This window comes from Hamadaea sp. NPDC051192 (assembly GCF_040682475.1).
GTDB classification, from domain to species: domain Bacteria; phylum Actinomycetota; class Actinomycetes; order Mycobacteriales; family Micromonosporaceae; genus Hamadaea; species Hamadaea flava.
Genome location: NZ_JBFBAZ010000048.1, coordinates 11663 through 37825, shown reverse-complemented (window position 1 = coordinate 37825; position 26163 = coordinate 11663). Strand labels below are relative to the sequence as shown.

At 71.6% G+C, this 26163-nt stretch carries 28 protein-coding genes; 14 read left to right on the top strand and 14 right to left on the bottom strand.

The window, feature by feature from the left end; genetic code table 11:
• Positions 1 to 6: 6 nt before the first annotated feature.
• Positions 7 to 876 carry a M23 family metallopeptidase gene (locus tag AB0M47_RS21345; RefSeq protein ID WP_363416302.1) on the bottom strand — a complete coding sequence of 290 codons (870 nt, stop codon included), beginning with the start codon at positions 874 to 876 and terminating at the stop codon, positions 7 to 9.
• Positions 877 to 972: 96 nt separating this feature from the next.
• On the bottom strand, positions 973 to 1854 hold the full coding sequence (sigJ, locus tag AB0M47_RS21340; RefSeq protein ID WP_363416299.1) for an RNA polymerase sigma factor SigJ: 882 nt from the start codon (positions 1852 to 1854) through the stop codon (positions 973 to 975).
• A 119-nt stretch (positions 1855 to 1973) separates the two neighbouring features.
• Between sigJ and AB0M47_RS21335 the strand changes: the two genes are divergently transcribed.
• The 3 genes from AB0M47_RS21335 (at position 1974) to AB0M47_RS21325 (ending at position 3640) form a co-directional block, all read left to right on the top strand.
• Positions 1974 to 2309: a cupin domain-containing protein gene (locus tag AB0M47_RS21335; protein ID WP_363416296.1), complete on the top strand. Its 336-nt coding sequence runs from the start codon at positions 1974 to 1976 to the stop codon at positions 2307 to 2309.
• A 43-nt stretch (positions 2310 to 2352) separates the two neighbouring features.
• Positions 2353 to 3237, top strand: coding sequence for a universal stress protein (locus tag AB0M47_RS21330; RefSeq protein ID WP_363416293.1), 885 nt, complete (start codon positions 2353 to 2355; stop codon positions 3235 to 3237).
• Between the two features lie 139 nt (positions 3238 to 3376).
• A complete protein-coding gene (locus tag AB0M47_RS21325; protein WP_363416290.1) occupies positions 3377 to 3640 on the top strand; it encodes a hypothetical protein in 264 nt (87 codons plus the stop codon).
• A 3-nt stretch (positions 3641 to 3643) separates the two neighbouring features.
• On the opposite strand, the gene AB0M47_RS21320 is transcribed toward AB0M47_RS21325, so the two are convergent.
• The 5 genes from AB0M47_RS21320 to AB0M47_RS21300 all read right to left on the bottom strand — a co-directional run bounded on the left by AB0M47_RS21320 (position 3644) and on the right by AB0M47_RS21300 (position 7826).
• Positions 3644 to 4144 carry a GNAT family N-acetyltransferase gene (locus tag AB0M47_RS21320; protein ID WP_363416287.1) on the bottom strand — a complete coding sequence of 167 codons (501 nt, stop codon included), beginning with the start codon at positions 4142 to 4144 and terminating at the stop codon, positions 3644 to 3646.
• A 97-nt stretch (positions 4145 to 4241) separates the two neighbouring features.
• Positions 4242 to 5480, bottom strand: a complete 1239-nt coding sequence (locus AB0M47_RS21315; RefSeq protein WP_363416284.1) for an ABC transporter permease — start codon at positions 5478 to 5480, stop codon at positions 4242 to 4244.
• Positions 5474 to 6130 carry an ABC transporter ATP-binding protein gene (locus tag AB0M47_RS21310; protein ID WP_363416334.1) on the bottom strand — a complete coding sequence of 219 codons (657 nt, stop codon included), beginning with the start codon at positions 6128 to 6130 and terminating at the stop codon, positions 5474 to 5476. Before AB0M47_RS21310 ends, AB0M47_RS21315 begins: the two co-directional genes overlap by 7 nt.
• A gap of 89 nt (positions 6131 to 6219) precedes the next feature.
• The gene (locus tag AB0M47_RS21305) at positions 6220 to 7299 is read right to left on the bottom strand and encodes a peptidoglycan-binding domain-containing protein (protein WP_363416281.1); all 1080 of its coding nucleotides are present in this window, start codon (positions 7297 to 7299) and stop codon (positions 6220 to 6222) included.
• A complete protein-coding gene (locus tag AB0M47_RS21300; RefSeq protein WP_363416278.1) occupies positions 7296 to 7826 on the bottom strand; it encodes a hypothetical protein in 531 nt (176 codons plus the stop codon). The genes AB0M47_RS21305 and AB0M47_RS21300 overlap by 4 nt, the downstream gene beginning before the upstream one ends.
• A gap of 265 nt (positions 7827 to 8091) precedes the next feature.
• Here AB0M47_RS21300 and AB0M47_RS21295 point away from each other — a divergent pair, with 265 nt between their 5' ends.
• The 8 genes from AB0M47_RS21295 (at position 8092) to AB0M47_RS21260 (ending at position 16499) form a co-directional block, all read left to right on the top strand.
• Positions 8092 to 8748 carry a response regulator transcription factor gene (locus AB0M47_RS21295; protein WP_363416275.1) on the top strand — a complete coding sequence of 219 codons (657 nt, stop codon included), beginning with the start codon at positions 8092 to 8094 and terminating at the stop codon, positions 8746 to 8748.
• Positions 8748 to 9929 (top strand): HAMP domain-containing sensor histidine kinase, encoded by a 1182-nt coding sequence (locus tag AB0M47_RS21290; RefSeq protein WP_363416272.1) that lies wholly within the window; start codon positions 8748 to 8750, stop codon positions 9927 to 9929. The genes AB0M47_RS21295 and AB0M47_RS21290 overlap by 1 nt, the downstream gene beginning before the upstream one ends.
• Before the next feature lie 140 nt (positions 9930 to 10069).
• Positions 10070 to 10543 carry a MarR family winged helix-turn-helix transcriptional regulator gene (locus AB0M47_RS21285; protein WP_363416270.1) on the top strand — a complete coding sequence of 158 codons (474 nt, stop codon included), beginning with the start codon at positions 10070 to 10072 and terminating at the stop codon, positions 10541 to 10543.
• Between the two features lie 51 nt (positions 10544 to 10594).
• Entirely contained in the window at positions 10595 to 12025 is a 1431-nt protein-coding gene (locus AB0M47_RS21280) for an MFS transporter (RefSeq protein WP_363416267.1), read from the top strand.
• Positions 12026 to 12053: 28 nt separating this feature from the next.
• Positions 12054 to 12629: a WHG domain-containing protein gene (locus AB0M47_RS21275; RefSeq protein WP_363416264.1), complete on the top strand. Its 576-nt coding sequence runs from the start codon at positions 12054 to 12056 to the stop codon at positions 12627 to 12629.
• A complete protein-coding gene (locus tag AB0M47_RS21270; RefSeq protein ID WP_363416261.1) occupies positions 12613 to 14094 on the top strand; it encodes a nitrilase-related carbon-nitrogen hydrolase in 1482 nt (493 codons plus the stop codon). The genes AB0M47_RS21275 and AB0M47_RS21270 overlap by 17 nt, the downstream gene beginning before the upstream one ends.
• Before the next feature lie 10 nt (positions 14095 to 14104).
• On the top strand, positions 14105 to 15367 hold the full coding sequence (locus tag AB0M47_RS21265; RefSeq protein WP_363416258.1) for an MFS transporter: 1263 nt from the start codon (positions 14105 to 14107) through the stop codon (positions 15365 to 15367).
• 4 nt (positions 15368 to 15371) lie between these two features.
• The gene (locus tag AB0M47_RS21260) at positions 15372 to 16499 is read left to right on the top strand and encodes a hypothetical protein (RefSeq protein WP_363416255.1); all 1128 of its coding nucleotides are present in this window, start codon (positions 15372 to 15374) and stop codon (positions 16497 to 16499) included.
• Here AB0M47_RS21260 and AB0M47_RS21255 read toward each other — a convergent pair.
• On the bottom strand, positions 16496 to 18310 hold the full coding sequence (locus AB0M47_RS21255; protein WP_363416252.1) for a hypothetical protein: 1815 nt from the start codon (positions 18308 to 18310) through the stop codon (positions 16496 to 16498). The genes AB0M47_RS21260 and AB0M47_RS21255 overlap by 4 nt on opposite strands.
• Positions 18295 to 19053 (bottom strand): ABC transporter ATP-binding protein, encoded by a 759-nt coding sequence (locus AB0M47_RS21250; RefSeq protein WP_363416249.1) that lies wholly within the window; start codon positions 19051 to 19053, stop codon positions 18295 to 18297. Before AB0M47_RS21250 ends, AB0M47_RS21255 begins: the two co-directional genes overlap by 16 nt.
• Positions 19054 to 19144: 91 nt before the next feature.
• Between AB0M47_RS21250 and AB0M47_RS21245 the strand changes: the two genes are divergently transcribed.
• Entirely contained in the window at positions 19145 to 20023 is an 879-nt protein-coding gene (locus AB0M47_RS21245; protein WP_363416246.1) for a LysR family transcriptional regulator, read from the top strand.
• A 5-nt stretch (positions 20024 to 20028) separates the two neighbouring features.
• Here AB0M47_RS21245 and AB0M47_RS21240 read toward each other — a convergent pair whose 3' ends face one another.
• The gene (locus AB0M47_RS21240; protein ID WP_253753098.1) at positions 20029 to 20436 is read right to left on the bottom strand and encodes a MarR family transcriptional regulator; all 408 of its coding nucleotides are present in this window, start codon (positions 20434 to 20436) and stop codon (positions 20029 to 20031) included.
• Positions 20437 to 20574: 138 nt separating this feature from the next.
• On the opposite strand from AB0M47_RS21240, the gene AB0M47_RS21235 reads away from it, so the two are divergent.
• The gene (locus AB0M47_RS21235; protein ID WP_363416242.1) at positions 20575 to 22338 is read left to right on the top strand and encodes an ABC transporter ATP-binding protein; all 1764 of its coding nucleotides are present in this window, start codon (positions 20575 to 20577) and stop codon (positions 22336 to 22338) included.
• Between the two features lie 3 nt (positions 22339 to 22341).
• Here the strand turns inward: AB0M47_RS21235 and AB0M47_RS21230 are convergent, their stop codons facing one another.
• Positions 22342 to 22959, bottom strand: coding sequence for an NAD(P)H-binding protein (locus tag AB0M47_RS21230; protein WP_363416239.1), 618 nt, complete (start codon positions 22957 to 22959; stop codon positions 22342 to 22344).
• A gap of 65 nt (positions 22960 to 23024) precedes the next feature.
• Here AB0M47_RS21230 and AB0M47_RS21225 point away from each other — a divergent pair, with 65 nt between their 5' ends.
• Positions 23025 to 23297, top strand: a complete 273-nt coding sequence (locus AB0M47_RS21225) for a YciI family protein (protein ID WP_363416236.1) — start codon at positions 23025 to 23027, stop codon at positions 23295 to 23297.
• Here AB0M47_RS21225 and AB0M47_RS21220 read toward each other — a convergent pair.
• The 3 genes from AB0M47_RS21220 to AB0M47_RS21210 are packed head-to-tail and all read right to left on the bottom strand — an operon-like array spanning position 23222 to position 26102.
• Positions 23222 to 23728: a S26 family signal peptidase gene (locus AB0M47_RS21220; RefSeq protein ID WP_363416233.1), complete on the bottom strand. Its 507-nt coding sequence runs from the start codon at positions 23726 to 23728 to the stop codon at positions 23222 to 23224. The two genes, AB0M47_RS21225 and AB0M47_RS21220, sit on opposite strands and share 76 nt — an antisense overlap.
• Positions 23725 to 25548, bottom strand: coding sequence for an ABC transporter ATP-binding protein (locus tag AB0M47_RS21215; protein ID WP_363416230.1), 1824 nt, complete (start codon positions 25546 to 25548; stop codon positions 23725 to 23727). Before AB0M47_RS21215 ends, AB0M47_RS21220 begins: the two co-directional genes overlap by 4 nt.
• Positions 25545 to 26102, bottom strand: a complete 558-nt coding sequence (locus AB0M47_RS21210; protein ID WP_363416227.1) for a TlpA disulfide reductase family protein — start codon at positions 26100 to 26102, stop codon at positions 25545 to 25547. Before AB0M47_RS21210 ends, AB0M47_RS21215 begins: the two co-directional genes overlap by 4 nt.
• Between the last annotated feature and the right edge of the window lie 61 nt (positions 26103 to 26163).

The window sequence follows — 26163 nt, the reverse complement described above, 5'->3', positions numbered from 1 at the left end:
TGTGCGTCACGAGCCGCAGTGCTCGAACGCGCTGGTGTAGGTGGTGCTGCCGACGGAGCCGCCCCACTTCACGCATACTCCGGGGGCGCTGCGCTTGACCGGCCCGGCGTAGTAGCTGAAGCTGCCGGAGTCGGTGGTCCGCGTCGACCCTTGCGGTTCGAGGAAGGCCGACACCGCGCTCGCCGTGCCGACGCTCGTGTACTTCAGCGTGACGACGCAGTTGTAGCCGTTGCTCGAGTTGTAGGTCAGGAAGACCTTGCCCACGGTGCCCAGCGCCGCCGAGTCGATGATGTCGTACCCGCTGCCGCAGACCTCTTCGGCGGTGTACGGGTTCGAGCTGCCGCAGCCGTTGGTGCTGGTGACGGCCTTCTTCTGGCCCAGCGACACGGTGACGCCCTCGACGGTCGGGCTGGTGTCGACCGCCCCGCCCGAGGTGCGCTGCTCGTAGTGCAGGTGCGGCGCGCTCGAGTTGCCGGTCGTGCCGACGTTGCCGATCTTCGTGCCCTGGCCGACGGACATGCTCGTGCCGGCGGCCTTCACCATCGAGGAGAGGTGGGCGTACCGGGTGCTGGTGCCGTCGCTGTGGATGATCTCCACCCACTGGCCGTAGCTCGTGCTCCCGGCGTTCTTGAAGTACGCCGTGCCGGCCGCGGTCGCGCGTACGGTCTCGAGGTTGATCGCGTCGCTGCCGTAGCTCTGCCAGTCGATCGCGCCCGACGGGCTGTGCCCGGGCGTCCAGTTGTTCGCGTAGAACGTCTTGCCGCAGTCGAACGGCGACTTGTGGGAGACCGCGGCGTGCGCCGGGCTCGGAATCAGGACGGTCAGGAGGGCGGCCGTGGCGATCGCCAGCCCGCCTGCGAGGGTCCGTCGTCTCATAGGACATTCCCCTTCATGTTTGCGCCGGTCGGTGCACTCATGAAGGGGAATGTATGTGCGCTGATTACACGTTTCCTACAGGTCGGCTACAGCGGATCAAGCCCACGGGCGCAGCTTGTCGGGATTGCGGACGGCGTAGAGGCGGCTGATGCGGTCGCCGGCGAACTCGAAGGCCATCACCGTCGTCGTCACGCCGTTCTCCCGCACCACCAGACCGGGCTGGCCGTTGACCGTCCGGGCGACCACCGTCAGGCCCGGCAACTGGGCGGTGATCTCCAGTAGACCGCGCGCGATCTGCTCGGCGCCCTCGATCGGTTCCAGCTTCGCCGTGACGATCCCGCCGCCGTCGGCGACCGCGACCGCCGCCGGATCGAGCAGCCCGATCAGCGCGCCGATGTCCTTGGCCGCCCACGCCGCCTGGAAGTCCCGGACGAGGTCGGCTCGCCGATCCGGGGACGTCGGCGGGGCCTCGGGCGTACGCGCGTCGCGGACCCGACGGCGGGCCGACGACGCCAGTTGCCGGCAGGCGGCCGGCGTACGCCCGACGATGTCGGCGACTTCGGGGAACGGGTAGCGGAAGACGTCGTGGAGGATGAAGGCGACGCGTTCGGCCGGGGTCATCGACTCCAGCACGACCAGGAACGCGAGGTTCACCGACTCGTCCAGCGTCACCCGGTCGGCCGGGTCGGCCGGAGCCGCCCAGTCCGCCTGTTCCGGCAGCGGCTCGGGCAGCCATTCGCCGACGTAGCGCTCACGCCGGACCCGGGCGGAGCCGAGCACGTCGAGGCAGATCCGGCTGGCCACCCGGGTCAGCCAGGCGGCCGGGTTCTCGATCTCGTCCTGCTGCACGGCGGACAGGCCGTACCAGCGCGCGTACGTCTCCTGCACGACGTCCTCGGCCTCGGCCAGCGAGCCGAGCATGCGGTACGCCAGGTTGATCAGCTGGCGCCGCTCGCTCATGAGCACGCTCGGGTCCATCGGTGCCTCCCTCCCCGGCTTGGTCCTCGTCAGCTCGACGATGTGGCCCGCCCGGGTGTGAGGTCCACCCTATCGCCCTGTTGATCATCACCTGATCATCATCGGCGTACGCTTCGACGATGCGGATCATCGACGGCGCGGGGCAGTGGGCGCGGCCGGCCCAGGGCACGGCCAACGACTGGGTGGAGAACCTCCGAGTGCCCGACCTGTCCGTCGGGACCTACTGCATTCCCGCCGGGGGAGTGGACGACCAGAGCCCGCACACCGAGGACGAGATCTACGTCGTCACCAGCGGCCGGGCCCGGATCGTCACCCCGGACGGCGCGGCCGAGGTCGGCCCGGGCGCGGTGATCTTCGTCCCGGCCGGGGAGGAGCACCGGTTCACCGACGTCACCGAGGACCTCGCGCTGCTCGTGGTGTTCGGCCCGGCGTACGGGTCGCGCGGGACGGCGTAGCCCGGCAGCCCCGGAACCGTTGGGGACGGTAAAGGGGGAAATCATGACATCTCTGCCCATCGTCGCCGGGGTGGACGGATCGCCGGAGGGCCTGGCCGCCGCCGCGGTCGCCGCCCGGGAGGCCGTGCTGCGGGGCGTACCCGTGCGGATCGTGCACGGATTCATCTGGCCGGCCATGCGCAACGTCCCGTTGGGGCCGGCCGCGCTCGGGCCGTCCGAAGGCGGGCTGGAGAACCAGGCCCGGCAGATCGTCGCCGAGGGGGTCGCCGCCGTGCAGGCCGCCGCGCCCGGGGTGGAGGTGACCGGCGAGGTGATCACCGGTTCGGCCGCTCAGGCGCTGATCCGGGCGTCCGGCGGCGCGTCGATCGTCGTCGTGGGCGATCGAGGGCTCGGCGCGTTCGCCGGGCTGCTCGCCGGTTCGGTGTCGATCCACGTGGCCACCCATGCGGCCTGCCCGGTCATGGTGGTCCGCGGCAAGTCCGACCCCGGTACGCCGGTGCTGCTGGCGGTCGACGGATCGCCCGCCGGGGACGCCGCCGTCGGCTTCGCCTTCCAGGAGGCCGAGCTGCGGAACGTGCCGTTGTGGGCGTTGCACGTCTGGGCGCATCCGACGGCCGACGTGGCGACCGAGATGCAGCCGCTGATCTTCGACGAGTCGGTCGCGCGGGAGAACGAGGAGCGGCTGATCATCGACGCCCTGGCCGGGTGGAAGACCGAGTTCCCCGACGTCGACGTGCGTACGCAGGTCGTGCACGGGCGCGTACGCCGGACGATCCTGGAGGCGACCCGCGGCGCGCAGCTCATCGTGCTCGGCAGCCGGGGCTTCGGCGGCTTCAAGGGGATGCTGCTCGGCTCGGTCAGTCAGGCGGCGCTCTACCACTCCGACTGCCCAGTCGTGATCGTGCCCGGAGCCCAAGCCGGGACTTAAGACCCTATCGATCGAGGCGGCGGGCTTGCCAGACTGGCCTTTCAGGACGCCCGGTTCCTCCACTGTAGAAGGTCCGAGCGGATGCTGATGTCCATCATGGACAACGGTAGTTGTCGATCGGCTGCTTCTGGGGGGTTCGGTGGCGCGCACGATCGCTCTGCGCATCGCGTACGCGGTGGTCGCCGCGCTGCTGACGACCGGGATCTGGATCGTCGCCACGACCCGGGACGGCATGGTCCGGGGCATCGTGGTCGCGGCCGCGCTGCTGATCGTCACCGGGACGACCGCCGCCCACGTGCTGCTGACCGCGGCCGACGTCCGCCGCGAACTCGCCGAGTCCGAACGGCGGATGGCGGCCGCGATCGCCAAGGCCCTGCAACCGGAGTCCTCCGACAGCGCGTGAGCGCTAGGCCGTCAGATCGACGCGCCAGTCGTTGCTGCGCATCGGCCGGCCCTTCGGGAACTCGAAGTCGACCGGGCCGACCAGTTCGAGCCCGGCCTTGCGGCAGATCGCGTTCGACGGCGGGTTGTCCACGTCCGGGTACGCGTGCAGCCAGCGGTGACGGCCGTCGCGCCGCGCCTCGGCGATGATCGCCCGAGCCGCCGCGGTCGCGACACCCCGGCCCTGGAACTCCGGCAGCACGTGCCAGCCGGACTCGTAGACGGTCTCGCCGTCCCACTCGCGATCCCAGAAACCGATGCTGCCCGCGACCTCGCCGCCCGGCGCGAGCTCGACCCGGAACATCTGGCCGTTGTCCAGCTTGAGGTAGCGCTGGTGGCGGGCGACCAGCTGCTCCTCGGTCTCCGGACCGCCCAGGTGCGCCTTCATCTCCGGGGTGTTCGTCCGCTGGAGGATCTCCAGGTCCGGCTCCGACCACGGCACCAGCCGTACTTCCAGGTCGCTCATACGGATCATCCTGCCAGGGCGATACGACAAGATCACGGTCATGCATGCCTCCGGAGCCCGCAGAGGCATGCATGACCGTGATCTGCACCGACAGGGGTCAGGGGCCAGCCAGCGCCGAGGTCGGCGAGAGCCGGGCGGCCCGGATCGCCGGATAGAGCCCGGCGAGCCCGCCGATGACCAGCGTCGCCCCGGCCCCGCCGAGCGAGACCCAGGCGGGCACCACCGTCGGCCAGTCCTGATAAGCGGCGTACGCCCCGGTCACCAGGACGCCGAGCACGACGCCACCGGCCCCACCGAGCAGGGACAGCAGCAGCGACTCGGCGAGGAACTGCGTACGGATCTGCCCCCGGGTCGCGCCCAGCGAACGGCGCAACCCGATCTCGGCCCGCCGTTCGAGGACGGAGATGACCATCGTGTTGGCCACGCCGACCCCGCCGACCAGCAGCGCGACCGCGCCCAGGCCCAGCAGCAGCCCGTTGAGGGTGGCGTCGGTCGCCTGCTTGGCGGCCAGCGCGTCCGACGGCCGGGACACGTCGACCTCGTTCGGCGCTTCCGGGTTCGCCGTCGCGGCCAGCACCGCCTGCACGTCCGCGACGTAGCGCTCGTCCGAGCGGGTGTACACCGTGGTCGCGTACCCGTCGAAGTGAAGCCTGGTGGTCGCGACCGGCCATCCGACGACGGCGGCCGTGTCGAGTTCGGGGGCGAGCGGGACCGGGGCGAGCAGCCCGACCACCGTGAACCACTGGCCGCCTGACTGCACTCCTGGCGGCTCACGCAAGCGTTCCCCGGCTAGCCAGACCTGCTCGCCCGGCGCGGTGACGCCGAGGCGCTCGGCGGACTTGGCGCCGAGCACGACCGCCGGGTACGCCGCGGTGGCGTCGTTGAGGAAGACGCCGGCGGACATCGTCGCCCCGACCGCCGCGGGCAGGTCCGTACGCGCGGCGAGCACCGCGATGCCACCTGACTGCCCGGCCGGGATCTTGTCGTTGCGGTAGACGTGCGTGCCGGGCACCCGGCCGGTGGCCGAGACGTCGGTGACCGGCGCGATCCGGCCGATCATGTCCTCGGCCTCGGTCGGCAGGTGGGAGTCGTCGCCGAACAGGCTCTGCCCGGGACCGACCGTGAGCAGGTTGGTGCCGAGCGCGGCGAGCTGCCGGTTCAGGTCTTCGCGGCTGGACGCCGAGATCCCGACGACCGCGATCATCGCCGCGATGCCGATGGCGATCCCGAGGGCCGACAGGAACACCCGCAACGGCCGCGTACGCAGTCCGGCCCCGCCGACCCGCAGCACGTCCCGGGGGCGCAGCCGCGCCGGCGTCAGAGCGAGGGTCACCATGCCGCCACCCGCCCGTCCTTCATGCGTACCTGGCGGGGCAGCGACGCGGCGATCTCCTGATCGTGGGTGATCACGACGATCGTCGTGCCCGCCTCGTGCAGGTCGCCGAGCAGCGTCATCACGCCGGCCCCGGCGGCCGAGTCCAGGTTGCCGGTCGGCTCGTCGGCCAGCAGCAACGGCGGTTCGCCGACCACCGCGCGGGCGATCGCCACCCGCTGCCGCTCGCCACCGGACAGCTCGTGCGGCTCGTGGTCCAGCCGGTGACCGAGCCCGACCCGGTTCAACGCCGCCGTCGCCCGCCGCCGCCGTTCGGCCAGCGGGACCCCGGCGTACAGCAGTCCGTCGGCCACATTGTCCACAGCAGACACGCCGGGCGCGAGATGGAACTGCTGGAAGACGAAGCCGAGCGTACGCGCCCGCAAGGCGGACAGCTGCCGGTCGGTCAGCTGGTCGAGCCGATGACCGTCGATGGCGACGACGCCGGTCGAGGGCCGGTCGAGCGCCCCGATCAGGTGCAGCATCGTGGACTTCCCGGAACCCGACGGCCCGACGATCGCCACGAACTCGCCTCGATCGATCCGCAGGCTCACCTGATCCACCGCGACGACGCCGCCGGGATAGCTCTTCGAGACACCGTCGAGTTCGACGATGACGGTCGCATCTCCCACGACGGAGGTCGCTTGATCCGCGGTGGCGGTCGCATCCCCCACGACGGAGGTCGCTTGATCCGCGGTGGCGGTCACTTCGGCACCCCCACGGTCATGCCCTCGGTGACGTCGCCGCCGGTCACCTCCACCTTCCCGGCCGCGAACAACCCCGTCTCGACCGCGGCGTACCGGGTGCCGGAGCCGTCCACGACGAGCACGCCGTAGCCGCCCTCGCGCAGTGCCACGAGCGCGCCGACCGGCACCGTCAGCACGTTCCGGTGCTGCTCGGCGACCAGCACGACGTCCACCGGCGCCTCGTCGAGGGCGCCCAGCTTCTGCTGGTCGGCGACGGTCACCACCACGTCGATCGTGGTGGTGGAGGTCTGGCTCGCGCCGCTCCCGCTGGTCGCCTTGGTCGCGACCGTGCCCACGCTCGCCACGGTCCCGGTCACCGCCGCGCCGTCCGGCAAGGTGATCTGGGCGGACACACCCCGGCGGACCAGCTGCTGGTCGGCCACGTCCAGCGCCACGGTCACCACTCTCGTCATCCCCGTGTACGCCAGGAGCGGCCCGGTGGCCGCCGCGCCCGGATCGGTCTTGTGCCCGGCGACGCGGATCTGTCCCGGCGCGACGACGACGCGGGACACCTCGACCCGGCCCGTCTCCGGTACGCCGAGGTCCTCCTGCCACTGCCGGACGGCGTCGGCGGTCGCCGAGGTGTACTCGTCGTCGACGGTGAAACCGGTGTAGCCCAAGGCTTTGAGATTGCTCTCCAACGTCTTGACGTCGGCGCCGTCGAGTCCGGTCGTCAGGGTGCGGTAGAACGGGGTGTCGCCATAAAGGAGGACGACGGGGTTCGCGTCCACCTTGTACACCGGCTTGCCCCGGGCGACCGTGGAACCCTCCGGGGCCAGCCAGGTGACCGTCCCCGCCGCGCCCCTCGCGCTGACCGTGGTGGGATCGCCGTAGCCGAGCGTGCCGCTGACGGTCTTGGTCTCCGTCAACGTCTCCCGGGTGACCGGGGCGGTCGCCGGCGGCTGATGCGCCCCGGCGGCCGGCGTCTCGGTCCCACCGCCGAACCCGAAGGCGGCGGCCACTGCCACCCCGGCGACCAGTGCCACGCCTCCGGCTCCGGCGGCGGTGCGTACGCGGCGTCGCCGCCGGGCGCTCACGAGCGCGCCCCTAGGCTGGGGAACACCGCGGTCAGCTTGTCCTGGCAGGCCTCCACGGCCTTCTTGACCGTCGGGCTGTTCCGGTCGATCTTGCCCATCGCGCCGCTGAAGCCGCCGTTGGGATCGGGGTCGGGCATGTCCACGCCGTGGTCGCGCATGCACTGCGCGAACACCCGCAACTGCTCGACCTGGTTCGCGTCCAGCATCCCCATGACGCCGCCCGGCAGCAGGTCCTGGCACTTCTTCAGGGCCGCCTGGAACTGCGGAGTCCCCGCCAGGTCCTTGCCGAAATCAGGCCGTCCGGTCGAGGGATCCGGATCGCCCACCGGTACGCCGTTGTCCCGCATGCACTGCGTGAACTTCATCATGTCGGCGGCGGACGCGGTGGCGCTCGCGGTCGGCGTCGCGCCCCCGTTTCCGGCGGTGGCGATGCCGGAACCCTCGTCGCTCTTGCCGCACGCGGCCAGGCTCACTGCGGCGAGGCTCACCGCGGCGGCCACTGTCACTCTCAGGATCAGTCGTCTCATGCCGGCCAGTAGAGCGACCTCCCGATAACCCCCGCGTAACCCGCCCCTTCCGCTCGCCCCTTTCGCTCGCCCCTTCGGGCTCGCGCCTTCGGGCTGCAGATCACGGCTATGCATGCCTCCCGGGGCGTCGGAAGCATGCGTAACCGTGATCTGCAGCCATCGCGGCGCGAGCCCGAACGCGAGCGTGGGCTGCGAGGCGTTACGGCGGTGTTATGGGAGGGCGGGCACGATGGGGACGGCCGACCGGTCCGGCAAAGGGGACACGATGCGCATTCTGGTGGTGGAGGACGAGGCGATCCTCGCCGACGGCATAGCCGAGTGGCTGCGCCGCGAGGCGTTCGCGGTCGACGTCGCGTACGACGGGGACGCGGCGCTGGAGCGGCTCGGGGTCAACGACTATGACGTGCTCGTCCTCGACCGGGATCTCCCGGTGGTGCACGGCGACGACGTCTGCCGGGCCGTCGTGGAGTCGGACGCGACGACGCGGATCCTGATGCTGACCGCGGCCGCCGCCGTCCGCGACCGGGTCGCCGGGCTCTCCCTGGGCGCCGACGACTACCTCGCCAAGCCGTTCGCCTTCGCCGAGCTGTCCGCCCGGGTGCACGCCCTCGCCCGGCGGGCCCGACCGGCCGCGCCGCCCGTGCTGGCCCGGTCCGGCGTACGCGTTGATCCGGCGCGGCGGGAGGTGTGGCGCGACGGCCGGCCGATCTCACTGGCGAACAAGGAGTTCGCGTTGCTGGCCGAGTTGCTGCGGGCCGAGGGCACCGTCGTCAGCGCCGAATACCTGCTGGAGAAGGTGTGGGACGAGAACATCGACCCGTTCACCAACGTCCTGCGGGTCACGATGATGAAGCTGCGCCGCAAACTCGGCGAGCCGCCGCTGGTCGAGACGGTGGCCGGCGCGGGATACCGGGTGCTGTGATGGTGCGCTGGAGTCTTCGCGTACGCCTGACGGTCCTCTACGGGGGACTGTTCGTCTTCGCCGGGGCGCTGCTGCTCGGGGTGACCTACTTCCTGGTGGAGCGCAGCCTCGACAGCCGCATGGGAACGTCGGCCGGCAACCTCGACGTCCTGCCCAAGAAGCTGAACGGAGTGGGGACGATCGAGGTCAACGGCCAGGAGATCAACATTCCGCAGGCGATCATCGACTACCGCGCCCAGCAGGAGCAGTTCCGCAAGGACACCCTCGACTCGCTGGTGACCGGCGGAGCGATCGCGCTGGCCGGGGTCGGCGTCGTCGCGGGCGCGTTCGGCTGGCTCGTCGCGGGCCGGGCGTTGCAGCCGCTGAGCCGGATCACCGAGACCGCCCGCCGGATCGCCTCGGCCCCGGATCGCGGGCTGCACGAACGCATCGCGCTGGCCGGTCCGAAGGACGAGGTCAAGGAGCTGGCCGACACGTTCGACACGATGATCGAACGGCTCGACCGGTCCTTCGACGGGCAGCGGCGCTTCGTCGCCAACGCCTCCCACGAGCTGCGTACGCCGCTCGCCCTGAACCGGGCGCTGGTGGAGCTGGCGGTCGCCCGGCCGGACACCGTGCCTCAGACGCGTCAGCTCGGCGAGTCCCTGCTGTCGGTCAACGAACGGCACGAACGTCTCATCGACGGACTGCTCACCCTGGCCGAGAGCGAGACGGCGATCGTGGAGACCGTCCCGGTCGACCTGGCCGAGGTGGCCCAGCACGTGCTCGACCAGGCGCCGCCGACCGACCGGAAGGTCTCCGCCCAGCTGCGTACGGCGCCGACGACCGGCGACCCGGTGCTGTTGGAACGGCTGACCCAGAACCTCGTGGCGAACGCGATCCGGCACAACCTGGCCGAGGGCGGCTGGCTGTCGGTGCACACGGCGACCGTCGACGGCCGGGCGCAGCTCGTCGTGAGCAACTCCGGCCCGGCCGTGCCCAAGTACGAGATCGAGACGCTGTTCCAGCCGTTCCGCCGGCTCCGCGGCGAACGCGTACGCAGTGAACGCGCCGCCGAACGAGGGTTCGGGCTCGGGCTGTCGATCGTGCGGGCGGTCGCGCGCGCCCACGGCGGCGAGGTGACCGCCGAACCCCGGACGGGCGGCGGCCTGACCGTCACCGTCACCCTCCCCGCCGGCTAAGCGCGCTGGATCAGGGTTCTCGGTCGAATCTTGGGCCAAGATTCGACACGGAACCCTGATCCAGCGCTCGACGGAGCCGCGCCCAAGGGGCCACGCGAAACGGCGATCGGTAGATAATCTGTAACGGTACAATTGTCTTCATGACCGCCATGGCCCCGAACCGCACCGCGCCCGACCTGTCGTTCTTCCTGGACCACACCAGCCACGTCCTGCGTACGCGGATGGCGGCCGAGCTGGCCGAGATCGGGCTCACCGCGCGGATGCACTGCGTCCTCGTGCACGCCCTGGAGGAGGAGCGTACGCAGATCCAGCTGGCGGAGCTGGGCGACATGGACAAGACGACGATGGTCGTCACGGTGGACGCGCTGGAGAAGGCCGGGCTGGCCGAGCGCCGCCCGTCGTCCACCGATCGCCGGGCGCGGATCGTCGCGGTGACTCCGGCTGGGGCCAAGCTCGCCCACCGCAGTCAGGAGATCGTGGATCGGGTGCACGAGGAGGCGCTCGGCGCGCTGCCCGCCAAAGATCGCGACGTCTTCCTGCGCGCGATGGAACGCCTGGTGGAAGGGCAGCTGGCGCAACCGGTGGAGAACACCGCACGGCGCGCGCGCCAATAAAACTCCGCAACAGGATTGTCTGTAACGGAACTATCCGCTACGGTCCAAGGTATGTCTCACCGTTGGACCGCGCTCGGCGTACTCGCCACCGCAATGCTCATGACGATCCTCGACGGCAGCATCGTCACCGTCGCGATGCCCGCCATCTCCGCCGATCTCGGGTTCACCCCGGCCGGGCTGAGCTGGATCGTCAACGCGTACCTCATCGCCTTCGGCAGTCTGTTGCTGCTCGCTGGGCGGCTGGGCGACCTGCTGGGCCGTCGCCGCCTCTTCCTCGTGGGCATCGCGCTGTTCACCGCGGCCTCGCTGCTCGCGGGCGCCGCGACCAGCCCGGCCGTCCTGATCGCGGCGCGCTTCCTGCAGGGCGTCGGCAGCGCCACAGCCACCGCCGTCAGCCTCGGCATCCTGGTCACGCTGTTCACCGACGTCCGCGAACGCTCGCGGGCCATCGCCGTCTACAGCTTCACTGGTGCGGCGGGGGCCGCGATCGGCCAGGTCGTCGGGGGCCTGCTCACGGACGCCCTCAGCTGGCACTGGATCTTCCTCATCAACCTGCCGATCGGCGTCGCCGCGCTGATCGCCGCCGTCCGCACGCTCCCGGCGGACCGCGGGCTCGGGCTCGCCGCCGGCGCCGACGTGCTGGGCGCGCTGCTGGTCACCGGCGGCCTGATCCTGGGCATCTACGCGGTGGTCTCGGGTCAGTGGCCGTGGGCCGGCTCGCTCGCCGCGGTGTTCCTGCTGTCCTTTGTGGTACGCCAGAAGACCGCACGGAGCCCGTTGATGCCGTTGCGGATCTTCCGGTCGCGTGAGGTCTCCGTCGCCAACGTGGTGCAGGCGCTGACCGTCGCGGCATGCTTCGCCTTCCAGGTGCTCACCGCCCTCTACCTGCAGCGCGTCGCCGGTTATGACGCGACCGAGACAGGCCTTGCCATCCTGCCCGCCGCCGTGATGATCGGGGCGGTCTCGCTCGGCCTGGCCGCCCGGCTCAACGCCCGGTTCGGCGAGCGGAAGGTGCTGCTGACCGGCCTCGCGATGCTGACCGTGATGCTCGGCCTGCTGGCCCGGGTGCCCGTGCACGCCGACTACGTCACCGATCTGCTGCCGATCATGCTGCTCGCCGGCGGGTTCGGGCTGGTCCTGCCCGCGCTGACGACGCTGGGGATGTCCGGCGCGAAGGCCGACGACGCCGGGCTCGCCTCCGGCCTGTTCAACACGACTCAGCAGATCGGGATGGCGATCGGGGTGGCCGTGCTGTCCACTCAGGCCGCCGCGCGTACGGGGGATCTGCTCAGCGCCGGGCTCGGCGAGCCGGCGGCGCTCACGGGCGGCTACCGCCTCGCGTACGCCATCGGCGCCGGGCTGCTGATCGTGGCCTTCCTCCTGGCGTACACGCTGCTCCGAACGCGGAAGCCGGTGTCCGACGTGGAGCGGGTGTCCGACGTGGAGCGGGTGGCGGTCCGGGCGGAGGTGGGGGCTTCCTAAGGCGGCCGCCGATGTGTACGTTGTACACATGGCTCCTGGAACCGCGCAACGACTGGCCGACGCCGCCCTCGCGATCCTGATCGCCGAGGGGGCGCCGGCCGTCACCATGCGGCGCGTCGCCGCCGACGCGGGCGTGACCACGATGGCCACCTACCGCCATTTCCCGAACCGTGAGGTGTTGTTGCGGACGGTCGCCGTCGCCGCGCAGCGGGACGTGGCGGCGAAGTGGGGGCGGCGCGGCGGGTCCGACTTCGACAGTCAGCTGGCCGGGATGCTCGACGACTTCCTCGACTTCGCCCTCGGCCAGCCGCACCTCTACGGCTTCCTGCTCACCGACGTACGCGAAGGCGCGCGCCGGTTCCCCGAGGACTTCGCCGCCGGTGGCTCGCCGACGTTCGATCCGGTCGTCGTCGCCGTCCGCGGCTGGATGGCCGCCGGCGTCCTGCGCGCCGACGACCCGCTGGAGGTGGCGCTGGCCCTGACCAGCAGCGTGCAGGGGCTCGTGCAGCAATACCTCGGTGGCCGCATGGGGCTGCCCGAGGCCGATTTCCGGGCGTTGTGCGCCCGCACGGTGGGGAGAGTCCTGAATGGAATCCGAGGCTAGGCCGAGTCGCTGGATCGTCGCCGGAGCGTTCGTGGCGACGGCCGTCATGCTCTACTTCGGCACCGGGTTGACTCCGATCAGCTGGCTGACCTGGTTCGCGCCGCTGCCCGCGCTGTTGCTGGCGCCGCGGGTCCCGCTGCGGACGGCGCTGCTGGTGGCGTTCGGGGCGTACCTGGTCAGCACGTCGAACAGCTGGGCGTACTACGCGCATTCCTACGACGTGCCGCTGCCGGCGGGCATCGGCATCAGCATCGGCTACTCGATCGTCTTCGCCCTCGGGGTGTGGCTGTTCCGGGCCTGGGTGCAGCGCGGGTGGCCGCTGCTGGCGGCGTTCTCGGTGCCGGCGGTCTGGGTCGCGCTGCTCTACCTCACCGCGTCGGTGAGCCCGACCGGGATCAGCGGCACGCTCGCCGGCTCGCAGGTCGGCGTACCGGTCGTGGTGCAGACGGCTGCGGTGGCCGGGGCCTGGGGCGTGGAGTTCCTCGTCATGCTCGGCCCGGCGCTGCTGGCCGCGCTCCGCTTCGCTCCGGTACGCGTAGCCGCCGTCCTGCTCACCTTCGCCCTGGCCGTCGGCGGGTACGGCGTCCTGCGGCTGTCGGCGGAGAAGACAGCCCCGGCGCAGCTCGTGGCGGCGATGGTCCACGACACCGCACCGTGGGGTGTGGACATCACGTCGCCGGAGGGGCAGACCCTCTTCGACCAGTACGCCGCCGCCGTCGCGGCCTTGCCCGCCGAGGTGACCACGGTCGTGCTGCCGGAGGCCGCGTTCGGGGTGGACGACGCGTCGCTGCCGATCCTGCGGGACAAGGTGTCGGCGCTGGCGACCGGCCGGCGGACGACGATCGTGGTGGGCTACGCGCGCAGCTCGGACGGCCGCAAGTACAACGAGTCGCTCGCGGTGCCGGGCGACGGCGGGACGCCGGTGAGCTACCTCAAACACCACGACCTGGCGAGCGTCCTCGGCGACGACCTCGTCTTCGTGCCCAGCACGCCCGGCGCGAACGGCGGCGTGGGGCGATCGGCGCTGGCGATCTGCGCGGACGTGAACTTCCCGGACCCCGCTCGGGACTACGCCGACGCCGGGGCGACGATGCTGCTGATCCCGGCGGCCGACAACAACGAGGACGGCTGGCAGCATGCCCACACCGCAGTCCTGCGAGGCGTCGAGAACGGCCTGGCCGTCGTCTGGGCCGGGCGCTACGGGACGGCGATGATCGCCGACGGGCACGGCCGGGTTCTCGCGGAGGAACATGTGGGCCAGGCCGACGCCGTCACGGTGGTGGTCGCGCCTGTCCGGCCCGGTTCGAGCGACACGCCGTACACCCGGATCGGGGACTGGGCCGCTTGGTTGGCGGCCGCGATCACCGTCCTCGCAGCTGGGCTCCTGGTGCTCGGTTCCGTCCGGCGACGGGCGCCGGCCGGCCCGGCTTCGGCGGAGCCCATCCCCGAGGACGCCCGCGTGTAACGTACGCCGAATGATCACCGGCACGCTCGTCTCTCCGGAAACGGTCGACGACGAGACGAGCGGCCGGTGGCGACGGGATTTCCGCTGGCGGTGGGCCGCCCAGTCGGCCAGCGAAGCGGGCAGCGCCGTCGGCTACTCGGCGCTGCCCATCGTCGCCGTCCTGGTGCTGAACGCCTCCGACTTCCGGGTTTCCCTGCTGTCGGTGCTGTCGTCGGTGGTGAGCGCCATCCTCGCCGTCCCGCTCGGGCCGTGGATCGAGTACCACCGCAAACGGCCGATCATGATCGGGGCCGACGTCCTGCGGTTCGTGGCCGTCGGCTCGATCCCCGTCTCGGCGTACTTCGGGTGGCTGACGTATTGGCAGCTCTGCGCGGTCGCGATCACACAGATGGCCGCCCTGCTCGCGTTCAACGCCGCCAGCACCGCCGATCTGCGTACGCTCGTCCCGGCCGCCTTCCGGGCCGAGGCGAACAGCCGCTTCGAGACGACGCTGTGGACGGCGTACACCCTCGGCCCGCCCGCCGGCGGCGTGCTGATCTCGGCGTTGGGGGCGGCGGCCTCGATGGTCGTCAACGCGGTCAGCTTCCTCGCCTCCGCGTTCGGGGTCAGCCGCGTACGCACACCCGAGCCGCCGCCACCCCAGCGGGCCCACGATCAGCGCTGGTCGCGGGACCTGGTGGCGGGCTGGCGCTACATCCTGGGTCATCGCGGGCTGGCCGCGCTGTTCTGGAACTCCCTGCTCTTCGGCGGCTGCATCATGGGGACCTCCCCGCTGATCACCGTCTTCATGGTGCGCGACCTCGGCTTCGAACCCTGGCAGTACGGGGTGTCCTTCGGCCTGTCCGGCATCGCCGGGATCGCTGGGTCGCTGCTGGTCAAGCCGATCCTGGCCCGGTTCAGCCAGCACCAGGTCCTGCTGATCACCGGAGTCGGCCGGAACCTGTGGCTCGGTCTCATCCCGTTCGCCACCACGGGGACCAGCGGCTTCGTCCTGATCACGGTCTCGGAGTTCCTGCTGCTGCTGTTCGTCGGCGTGTTCAACCCGACCTTCGCCACCTACCGGATGAACGCCACCGACGACCAGCACATGTCCCGGGTCGCGGTGGCCTGGTCGATCAGCACGAAGGTCGCCCAGCCGATCTTCATCGCCGCCGCCGGTGCGCTCGCCGCGGCCACCAGCGCGCGTACCGTCCTGATCGTGTATTCGATCCTCCTGATCACCTCGTCTGTGCTGCTCCCGTGGCGTGGCGACCAGCGCGGTGTGCAACGATGACCTTGTGCAGCCGGATCCACTCGCGCAGGCTCAGGAGTACGCGAGCAGCGGCGACTTCGCCGCCGCCATCCGGCTCGCCCGGGAGGCCGAGGACACGTACGCGCCCACCGCGCCGGACGATCTCGAAGCCGCGACGAATCTGCTCTGGGTACGCCTGAACCTGGGGCGCTGGCTCGCCGTGCAACGGCAGCCGGACCGGCGGGCCGCGCTCGCCGTGCTCGACGCGGCCGAGCAGACCTGGCGTACGCCGATCGTCCAGCGCTCGGAGATGGTGCACCTGCTCGGCGCGGAACTCATGTCGCTGCGCAGCTTCGTGCTCCGGCAGGTCGGCCGGGCCGCCGACAGCATCGCCGCCGCGGATCAGGCGCTGCTGTTCTTCGCCGATCTGGAGGCGGTCGCGCCCGAGGCGCTGTCCGCCGTCGGGCGCGTGCCGATCCTGCTCAACCGGGGCGCGGCGCTGGCCGACATCGGGCGTACCGACGAATCGGTCACGCCGCTGACGCTTGCGCTGGACCTGTTGCGCTCCAGCGGCACGATCCACCGGGAGCTGGAAGTCGAGCTGCTGGTCCTGCGCGGCACCTCGAACACCCTGCTCGCCCGGTTCACCGAGGCCGAACAGGACGAGACCGAGGCGATCACGCTGGCCCGCGCCCAGTCCAGCCGGGCCGCCCGGCATCTGCTGGCGGCCGCCCTCAACAACTACGCCACCACGCTGACCCGGATGCGCCGCCTCGACGAGGCGCTCGACTCGGTCGGGGCGGCGATGGGTGTGCTGCGGGAGATCGACGGCGAACCGGCGACCGCGTTCCAGCGCCGCCGCTGGGGGATTCCGCTGTCGACGGAGGCGGAGATCCTGCTGGCGCTGGGCCGCAAGGCCGACGCCGCCCGGTCGGCCCGGCTCGCCGAGCCCATCATGCGCGAGTACGCCGACGAGCTGCCCGACCTGGTCGCGGGCTCGCTGGCGAACGTCTGCCTGCTCATCGGCGACGCCGAGGACGACCTCCCGTACGCACAGGAGGCGTACGAGCGGTTCACCGAGCTGACGGACCGGTTCCCCGGCCGGTACGACTATTGGTGGCGGCGGTCGGCCGACGTCGTGGCCCGGCTGACCGGTGATCGGACCAGCGACTAGGCCGTCGCCGGGCGCGACCGTCGTTTGAGGACCACGCCGGTTCCGGCGAGGATCAGGCCGAGCGCGGTCATGCCGAGCGCCACCGGCCACTGGTACGCCGACGGCAGGTGCAGCGCGAGGAACCAGGACCGTTCGACCTCGCCCGTCAGCAGCATGACGATCGGGACGAGGCCCTGCGGGAACAGGGGGATCCAGCAGACCGTCAGCAGGAACATCGCCGCCGTACGCGTACCGGCGGTCTTGATCGGAGCCGGGCGGCGCAGCGGATGCAGGGGGCGCACGGGGCGCAGGGACGGGGCGACCCGGCGCGTCGGCCCGGACCGCATGAGGTGCAGCACTTCCGGCCCGTGCGTGTCGAGCCGGCGCTGAGCGAGCCGGCCCAGCAGCCAGAACAGTCCGATGCCGGAGACGACGCCGGTGATGATGCCGCCGACCGGATCGCGCTGCGCGACGAGGAACGCCGGCCCGGCCGCGGCAGCCGCGAGCACCAGGCAGAGCAGGACCTGCCCGAAGTCGGTCGGGTTCTCGAGGAGGTTGCCGGACCGTTTGTGAGGGTCGGTGATCGGTACGAGCCGGACCAGCGACAACAGGACCACGAGTCCGGCGCAGCCGCCGAGCACGGCCGGCAGGAGCGCCAGCAGCAACGGCCATCGATCGTGGTGGCCGGTCGCGGCGGTCAGCGCCACGGTGAGCCCGACCGCCGGCGGCGCGACCAGCGCCAGCCAGGCCAGCTGGCGGCCCCGGACGTCCACACCGGACGCCCCGGGGACGGTGAGCGTGATCCACAGCGCGGTGCCGTCCTCGCCGTAGAGGCCGGCCGACATCGCCGCCGCGATCAGCACGAACAACAGCCCGGTCCAGGGTAGGAAGTCGGACGATCCGGCGGCCAGCGGCAGTACGCAGAAGAACACCGCGTAGAGGAACGCGAAGACGGCGAAGTGCACCCGCCGGAAGTCGCGCAGCCAGGTCCGGGTCTCCTTCACGAACACCGCCGCCAGTGGACCCCGCGCGCGGTACTCCCGTTCGGCCCGGCGCCGCGTACCGGTGGTGGAGGGGCGGGTCGTCATCCGCTGGCGCAGCAGGGCGGCCCAGGCCCAGAGCAGCAGCCCGCACAGGAGGATCAAGCCGGTCAACGCCACGGCCACGATCAGCCAGTCCGACCGGCCCGCCGCCTCGACGGCCGCCAGCGACCAGCCCGACGGCAGGAGCCGAAGCGAAGCCGACACCGCGTCCGGCAGGCCCGACCCGGCAACCGAGCCGGCCGCCGGGAACAAGGCCCAGCCCGACCCGGTCAGCGCCATCACGAGCGCGCTGAACACGGCGGTCGCGGCGGCCCCGGCCCGCGTACGCATGACGCGGTTGATCACACCGGTGGTGACCCGCGACAGCAGGACGGCCAGCGTCAGCTGGAGCAGCACCGCCGGGACGGCGACGACGACCGCCGCCGTGTCCAGCCGGGACGCCAGCACGACGAGGCCGGCGAACGCGACCAGCGACACGACCGGGGCGGCGCCGACGAAGGACGCGCCGAGCAGTCCGGCCGCCAGCCGCCGGGGGCTCACCGGGAGCTGGGCGAAGATCTCCGGCCGCAGCGTGTCGTCGCCCCCGCCGAACATCGCCGGTCCGATCATCCAGCCGAGCACCCAGAACGCCAGGGCGATGCCGAGGAGGTCGGCGCGGGTGGCGAAGTAGAGCGTCACCGCGGCGAGCAGCAGCCCGGCCGACAGCCCGCCGATCAGGTTCTCGGCCTGCTTGCCGCCGAGGCTGTTCCGCAGGACGGCGAGCTTCATCCGGATCAGGACGCCAGCCATGCCAGTCCCTTCGACGCCGCCTCCGGTGCCCCCACGAGACTCACGAACCGGTCTTCGAGACTGATCCCCGCGGTCACTTCACTGATCGGCCCGGTGGCCAGGACCCGGCCGGAGCCGATGACCGCCACGTGATCGCAGAGCTGCTCGACGACGGCCATCACGTGGCTGGAGAAGACGACCGTCCCGCCACCTTCGACGAACCGGCGCAGGATCGTCTTGACGGTCGCGGCCGAGATCGGGTCCACCGCCTCCAGCGGCTCGTCCAGCACCACGAGCCGGGGCGCGTGGAGCAGCGCGGCGGCGAGCGCGACCTTCTTGCGCATGCCGGTCGAGTAGTCGGCCACCAGAGTGCCGTCGGCGCCGTCCAGCTCCAGCAGCGTGAGCAGCTCGTCGGCGCGCTCGGTCACCACCCGCCGGTCCAGTCCCCGCAGCAGGCCGAGGTAGGTCAGCATCTCCCGCCCGGTCAGCCGCTCGGGCAGCGCCACCCCGTCCGGCAGGACGCCGAGCAGCCGCTTGGCCTCGGCCGGTTCCCGCCAGACGTCGTGGCCGAAGATCGTCGCCGTGCCGCCGTCGGGACGCAGCAGGCCGACCGCCATCGACAGGGTGGTGGTCTTGCCCGCCCCGTTCGGCCCGACGAAGCCGAAGAACGAGCCGGCGGGCACTTCGAGGTCGAGCCGGTCGACCGCGGTCTGCCGGCCGAACACCTTGTGCAGGCCGGAGATCCTCAACGCGTACGGGGGCATGGCTCCCAGCCTGGTGGTGGCCCGCCCGATGATCAACGTAGAATTTGCCGCCACACCGATAATCGGCCGGTTATCGGATGGAGGGACGGTCGTGGAACTGCGGGACATCGAGATCTTTCTGACGCTGGCCGAGGAGCTGCACTTCGGGCGGACGGCGGAACGGTTGCACGTCTCCCAGGCCCGGGTCAGCCAAGCCATCCGGAAGCAGGAGCGGCGCATCGGCTCCCCGCTGTTCGACCGCACGAGCCGCCGGGTGGAGCTGACCCCGATCGGGCATAAGCTGCGCGACGACCTGCGGCAGGCGTACGACTTGATCCAAGGCGGTCTGGCGCGCGCCGCCGCAGCGGGCAGCGGGCTGCACGGGACGCTGCGGCTGGGCGTCATGGGAGCGCTCGGCAACGAGCTGCGTCCCGTCATCGAGAAGTTCGAGGCCCGGTACGCCGAGTGCGACGTGCTGATCAGCGAGTTCCACTTCAGTGACCCGTTCGGCGGGCTGCGTGCGGGCGAGGTCGACGTCCAGCTGATGTGGCTGCCGATTCGGGAGCCCGACCTCGTCCACGGGCCGTCGCTGCTGACCGAGGGGCGCGTTCTGGCCGTGGCCAGCACGTCGCCGCTGGCCGATCGGGCCTCGGTCTCGTTGGAGGACCTCGGCGACCTCGTCGTGCTGGATCCGGGGACCGTGGTGCCCGCGTACTGGATCGAGTCGATGCTGCCGCAGCGTACGCCGCAGGGCCGGGTGATCCGGCGGGGGCAAGTGGCCCGGACCTTCCACGAGGTGCTCGGGCACATCGCCGGCGGCCGCTTGGTCAGCCCGCTCAACGCGCACGTCTCCCGGTACTACAGCTATCCCGGCATCAGGTTCGTGCCGATCGAGGACGCGCCGCTGACGGAGTGGGCGCTGGTCTGGCCGCGCGCCTCGGCCGCCGACCCGATCCTGAAGGCCTTCGTGGACACCGTCCAGGGCGGTTGATCCGGCTAGTCCTGCAGTTTCCGCAGTACGCGAGCCAGGTCGGCGCGGTCGGTCGGGTCCAGCGCGGAGAACAGCCGCTCGCCCTCGGCCTGCCGGGCCCGGTCCACGCCGTCGGCGACCGCCTTGCCCGCGTCGGTCAGCGTGACCAGGACGGCCCGCCGGTCGGTGGGGTCGGGCTGGCGGCTGACGAGGCCGCGGCTCTCCAGATCGTCGACGACCTCGGTGGTCGACCGGGGCGCGATGCGCAGGTGGTCGGCGAGCGAGCTGAGTCGCAGCTCACCGTGTCGATGCAGGGTGGCCAGCGCACGCCACTGCGACGGGGAGATGTTCCAGGGCTCGAGCGCCAGCTTCGACAGATGCCGCATCTGGCGCGCGACCGCCCAGAACAGGTCAGACAGGCTCTCCGAGTCCACGGGACCAGCGTACCAGCGACTAGCGCTGCACCCTCATGATGAGGTAGCCTCAGTAAGTGGTAACCTCAGTACTAGAGCTTTGAGAAGAGAGGCAACCCCTTGGATTTCCCCGTAGACACCGGCCGCCGGGGTGGCGGCATGCAGCCGAGGCCCGGCAAACTCAGCGCGGCTGAGAAGGCCCAGGCCCAGTCCGTGTCCCTGCGCCGCGTCGGCGCCCTGTTCACCGGTGACCGAGGCAAACTCGCCGTCGTCGTCGCGATCATCGTGGCCAGCTCGGTCATCTCGATGGCCTCCCCGTTCCTGCTGCGCGAGGTCATCGACGTCGCGCTGCCGCACGCCGACCTGACACTGCTGGTCTGGCTCGTGCTCGGCATGGTCGCCGTGGCCGCCGTGACCTCCGTCCTCGGCGTCCTCCAGACCTGGATATCGACCGCCGTCGGCCAGCGGATCATGCACCGGCTCCGGACCGAGGTCTTCAGCCACCTGCAGCGGCAGTCGATGGCCTTCTTCACGCGTACGCGGACCGGCGAGGTCCAGTCGCGCATCACCAACGACATCGGCGGCATGGAATCCGTGGTCACCTCGACGGCCACGTCGATCGCCGCCAACCTGACCACCGTGGTCGCCACCGCCGTCGCGATGGCCGCCCTGTCGTGGCAGCTCTCGCTCGTCTCGCTGGTCGTGCTGCCCCCGGCGATCTTCCTGACCCGGCGGGTCGCCCGGATGCGCCGCGCGATCACCGCCGAACGCCAGCGGGAGCTGGCCGACCTCAACGTGACCATCGAGGAGGGCCTGTCGATCAGCGGCGTGCAGCTGAGCAAGACGATGGGCACCTCGGCCGCCCTGATCGACCGGTTCACCTCCTCCTCGCGCCGCCTCATCGACCTCGAACTGCGCTCGGAGCTGGCCGGGCGCTGGCGGATGGCCTCGATGTCGGTCGTGTTCGCGGCGATCCCGGCCGTGATCTACCTGGCCGCCGGGCTGCCCGGGTCGCGCCTGACGATCGGCACGCTGGTCGCCTTCACCGCCCTGCAGTCGAGCCTCTTCCGGCCGCTGATGGGCCTGTTCAACGTGGGCGTCACGGTCACCGCGTCGATGGCCCTGTTCGGCCGCATCTTCGAGTACCTGGACCTGCCGATCGACATCCGGGAGCCGGCGAAGCCGGTCCGGCTGTCCCGGCCCGCGGGTCACCTGCGCTTGGAGAACGTCTCCTTCCGGTACGCCGACAGCCCGGTCGACGCCGTCGCCGCAGTCGACCTGGACGTCCCGGCGGGCACCTCGCTGGCCCTGGTGGGGGAGACCGGATCCGGCAAGAGCACCCTCGCCGGACTGATCGCGCGCCTGCACGATCCGACCGCCGGCCGCGTCACGATCGACGGCGTCGACCTGCGCGACATCGCGCTGGCCGACCTGGCCGGGATCGTCGGCGTGGTCAGCCAGGAGACCTATCTGCTGCACACGACCGTCCGCGAGAACCTGCGGTACGCCAAGCCGGACGCGACCGACGCCGAGATCGTCGACGCCGCCCGGGCCGCCCAGGTGCACGACCTGATCATGTCGCTGCCGGACGGCTACGAGACCGTCGTCGGCTCCCGGGGCCACCGCTTCTCCGGCGGGGAGAAGCAGCGCATCGCCATCGCGCGTACGCTGCTGCGCGATCCCAAGATCCTGGTGCTCGACGAGGCGACGAGCGCGCTGGACACCGAGACCGAGCGGGCCGTGCAGCGGGCGTTCGACCGGCTCACCGAGGGCCGGACGACGGTCACCATCGCGCACCGGCTGTCGACCGTTCGCGACGCCGACCAGATCGTGGTGCTCGACCACGGGCACGTCGCCGAGGCGGGGCAGCACGAGACGCTGCTCTCCGAAGGCGGCCGGTACGCGGCCCTGGCCGCCACGTGATCCTCAGTAGCCGACGGTGATCCGGCGCCGGATCGCGTTGCCCTCTTCGAGTTCGTCGGCGAACGCGACGGCGTAGTCCTCGGCGCTGACGAAGCTGGTGCCGTCGGCGTCGGCGAGCAGGTCGTCCCCGCCCATCCGGAACTTCCCCGTACGCTCACCGGGCGCGATGGCCGCCGACGGCGACAGGTAGGACCAGTCGAGGTCGTCGACCTTCCGGATGAGGTTCAGGGCGTCCCGGTGCGCCATCGAGGTGGGCTTCCACTCGGCGGGGAACGTCGGGGTGTCGACGAGGTCCCCGCCGCCGGGGACCTTCAGACTGCCCGCGCCGCCGACGAACACGATGCGGCGTACGCCTGACTTGCGAGCACCGTCGAGCAGGCCGGTGGTCACCGGGACCACGTTGTCGGGGTCGATGTGCAGGGCCGAGGCGATCACGTCGTAGCCCTCGGCCGCGGCGGCGACCGAGTCCGAGTCGGTCGCGTCGACGGTGACGGCCGGAATGTCCGGCGACGGGCTGTGCCCGGTCCGGCTGGCGCTGGTCACCCGCTCGCCTCGGTCGGCGAGTTCGGTCGCGATCCGGCTGCCGAGGGTCCCGGTCGCTCCGAACAGCAGTATCCGCATGCGGCCAGCGTATCGGCGCTCCGGCGGCCCGGGAGCGGTTTCGGCGGCCGGGCTAGCATCCGATCATGCATGTGATCGAGCTTTCCTTCGACGGGAACCCGGACCGGCTGGCCGCCCGCCCGGCGCACCGGGAGTACCTGGCCGCGCTGCACGCCGAAGGCGTCGTGGTGGCGTCCGGCCCGTTCCCGGACGACAGTGGCGCGCTGCTGATCTTCGACGTCGACCGGGCTCGGGTCGACCAGATCATCGCGGAGGACGCCTACTACCGGGCGCCCGGGGTGACCGTCGTGTCCGTCCGCGAGTGGTCGCCCATCTTCGGGCGCGCCCTCGACAAGTAGCGCGCCCCCGGCGCGGAGATCGTCCGCACCACCACGCCGAGCAGCCGGTCGACGCCGAAGTAGCCGGCGTGCCGGGAGTCGTGGGAGCGGGCGGGGTTGTCGCCCAGCACCACCAGCTGTCCCTGGGGGACCCGATCGCCGACGGCCGTCCGCAACGCGGGCACGTCGCGGGGGATCGGGTCCCCTGGCACGGCGGCCACCCGCTTCACGATCCAGCCGTCACGCGAAAGTCCACTGAGGACGATGACCTGGCGGGTACGCACGGAGTCCGGCGCGACGCGGCGTACGAGGAGCCGATCGCCGGGGTGATAGGTGGGCAGCATGCTGTCGCCGACCACCGTCACGACCACATGCCTGTGGCGTGCTCGGAGGACGAGGGCGATCAGCAGCAGCACGACCGCCGATGCGACCGCCACCGCGACGGCGATCACGCGGAGACCTCGTCCCGGTAGCCGGCCGCCTGCCGGGTGAACAGGCGGGCGTACGCCGCGCCGTTGGCCAGCAGGACCGGATGCGTGCCGTCCTCCGACACCCGGCCGTCGGCCAGCACCACGATCCGGTCGGCGTCCCGGACCGCGCCGAGCCGGTGCGAGATCAAGATCCCGGTACGCCCGGCGCGCAGCCGCCGCAGCCGTTGGTGCGCCTCGTACTCGGCGTCGGGATCGAGACCCGAACTGGGCTCGTCGAGGATCATCAGATCCCGGTCCTGCCGCAGGAACGCCCGGGCCAGCGCCAGCCGCTGCCATTGGCCGCCCGACAGCAGCACCCCCGTCGCCGGGTCGTCGCCGTCCTCGGCCGGTTCGGCGGTGAAGCCTCGGCTGAGCATCGTGGCGTACCCGGTGGGGAGGGCACTGAGCACGGGGTGGATTCCGGCGTCCCTAGCCGCCTGTTCGACGCGATCGGGCTCGGCGGTGAGGTCGCCGACCGCGATGTTCTCCGCCGCCGTCAGCTCGTACGCGACGAAGTCCTGGAATACCGCCGCGATCCGCTTCCGCAGTTCCTCCGGAGCGATCTCCCGGATGTCGAGCCCGTCCCAGCTGATCGTGCCCCGAGTCGGGTCGTAGAACCGGCACAGCAGCTTGACGAGGGTGCTCTTGCCCGCGCCGTTGTGGCCGACGAGCGCCACGGTCTGGCCGTGCGGGATGACCAGGTTCACGCCCTGAAGGACCCAGGGCAGATCCGGTCCGTATCGGAACCACACGTCGCGAAGCTCGATGCCCCGGCGTAGCGGCGGCAGTTCACGGCCCGGGCGCGCCACCGGCAGATCGTCCCCGGCCGTGACGACCTCGACGTGATGGCCGAAGACCAGCAGCTGCTCGTACGCCATCACCCCGGCCGAGACCAGCACGTTCAGCGCGGACTGCACCCCCGCGACGGCGGCGACGAACATCGAGACGTCGCCGACGCCGATCCTTCCGTCGGCGGCCGCCACGATGGCCCAGACGAGCCCGGCTCCGGCGACGGCGGCGGAGATCCCGGCGAGGCTCGCCTGGACGGCGAACTCCCGCCGATCCATCCGGCGGCGTTCCCGGTTCGCCGTACGCAGCTCTGCGAGCATCCGTCCACGAAGGAACCCGCCGAGGTCGAACAGCCGGATCTCCTTGGCCGCGTCGACGGTGGCCATCAGGTGGGCGTAGAACATCTCCCGGCGTTCGGCCGGCCCGATCCGCCACATCATCGTGACCCGCTGGCGGGAGAGGCGCAGTTCGATGAGGACCGCCGGGACCGCCGACGCGACGACGATCGCGGCGAACGCGGCGTTGATCACCGCCAGGGAGGCCAGGAATCCGGCGAGGGTGAGCGCACTGCGGGCGGCGCTCAACGCGGTGTCGACGAGGCGGCCGGGATTACGGGCGCTCTGCTGAGCCAGCCGCAGCCGGTCGAGGAAGGCCGGATTCTCGAACCGGGCGAGTCCAGGCGCCCGCGACACCGCTGCGAACAGTTCGTCCTTGGTCCGCAGCGAAGCCCGGCGGTCCACTTCGGCCCGCAGATACTGCCCGGCGTGGGTGGCGGTCGCGGCGGCGGTCCCGACCACCGCGACCGCCACGGCCAGCTTCAGCAGCCCATCGGTGTGGCCGCCGACGACCCCGTCGAGGACCGCCTTGGTCAGCCAGGCCAGCGCGACCGGGGTGGCCGCGCCGACCAGGGTGACGGCGAGATAGCCGAGGACGTGGAACGGGGCTGCCCGCCAGACGGTGCCGGCGGCCCGAGACGCCGTGCGGAGCAGACGGGCCCGGGGTACGCCGGTCATGCCGCGGCGCTGGCCGGCAACCGGGACAGCCGGGTGCCGCGGCCCGTCACCCGGCCGCCCGCGTCGAGCCGGAAGAACGTCGGGAAGGCGCGTACGCCGAACGCGTCGGCGAACGGCGCGGTCGCGTCGTCGACCACCACTCGCGTCACCGGTTCGAGCAAGGTGACCAGCGGCTCGGGATCGCCCGACCGGCCGTCGACGACCACCAGCACCCGGTCGCGGTCCTGCGCGGCGGCCCACGCCACCAGGTCGGGCAACTGCTCGTGGCAGGCCTGGCAGTCCGGCGACAGGAAGGCGACCACCGTGCCGTCGGCGATGAGTTCCCGGTCGACCGGCGCGCCGTCGGTCGCGGTGGCGCCGAACGCGCCGACGACGTCTCCGACGGCGGTCGCGGCGACCTGGCTCGTCAGGCCGGGAGTGGCGCCCACGATCTCGTACAGGGCGTCGAGGAGCTTGGTGTGTTCCCGGATGCGCCGGACGACGCCCAGGAGGAGCAGCAGGTTCAGCAGGCCGAGGACGGCGGCGAACGCGGCGATCGCGATCAGGACGGGCATGGGGACCTCCGAATCAAGACGGGACGACCCAGCCCCAACGGCGGCGGAAGCCGGTGGGGCT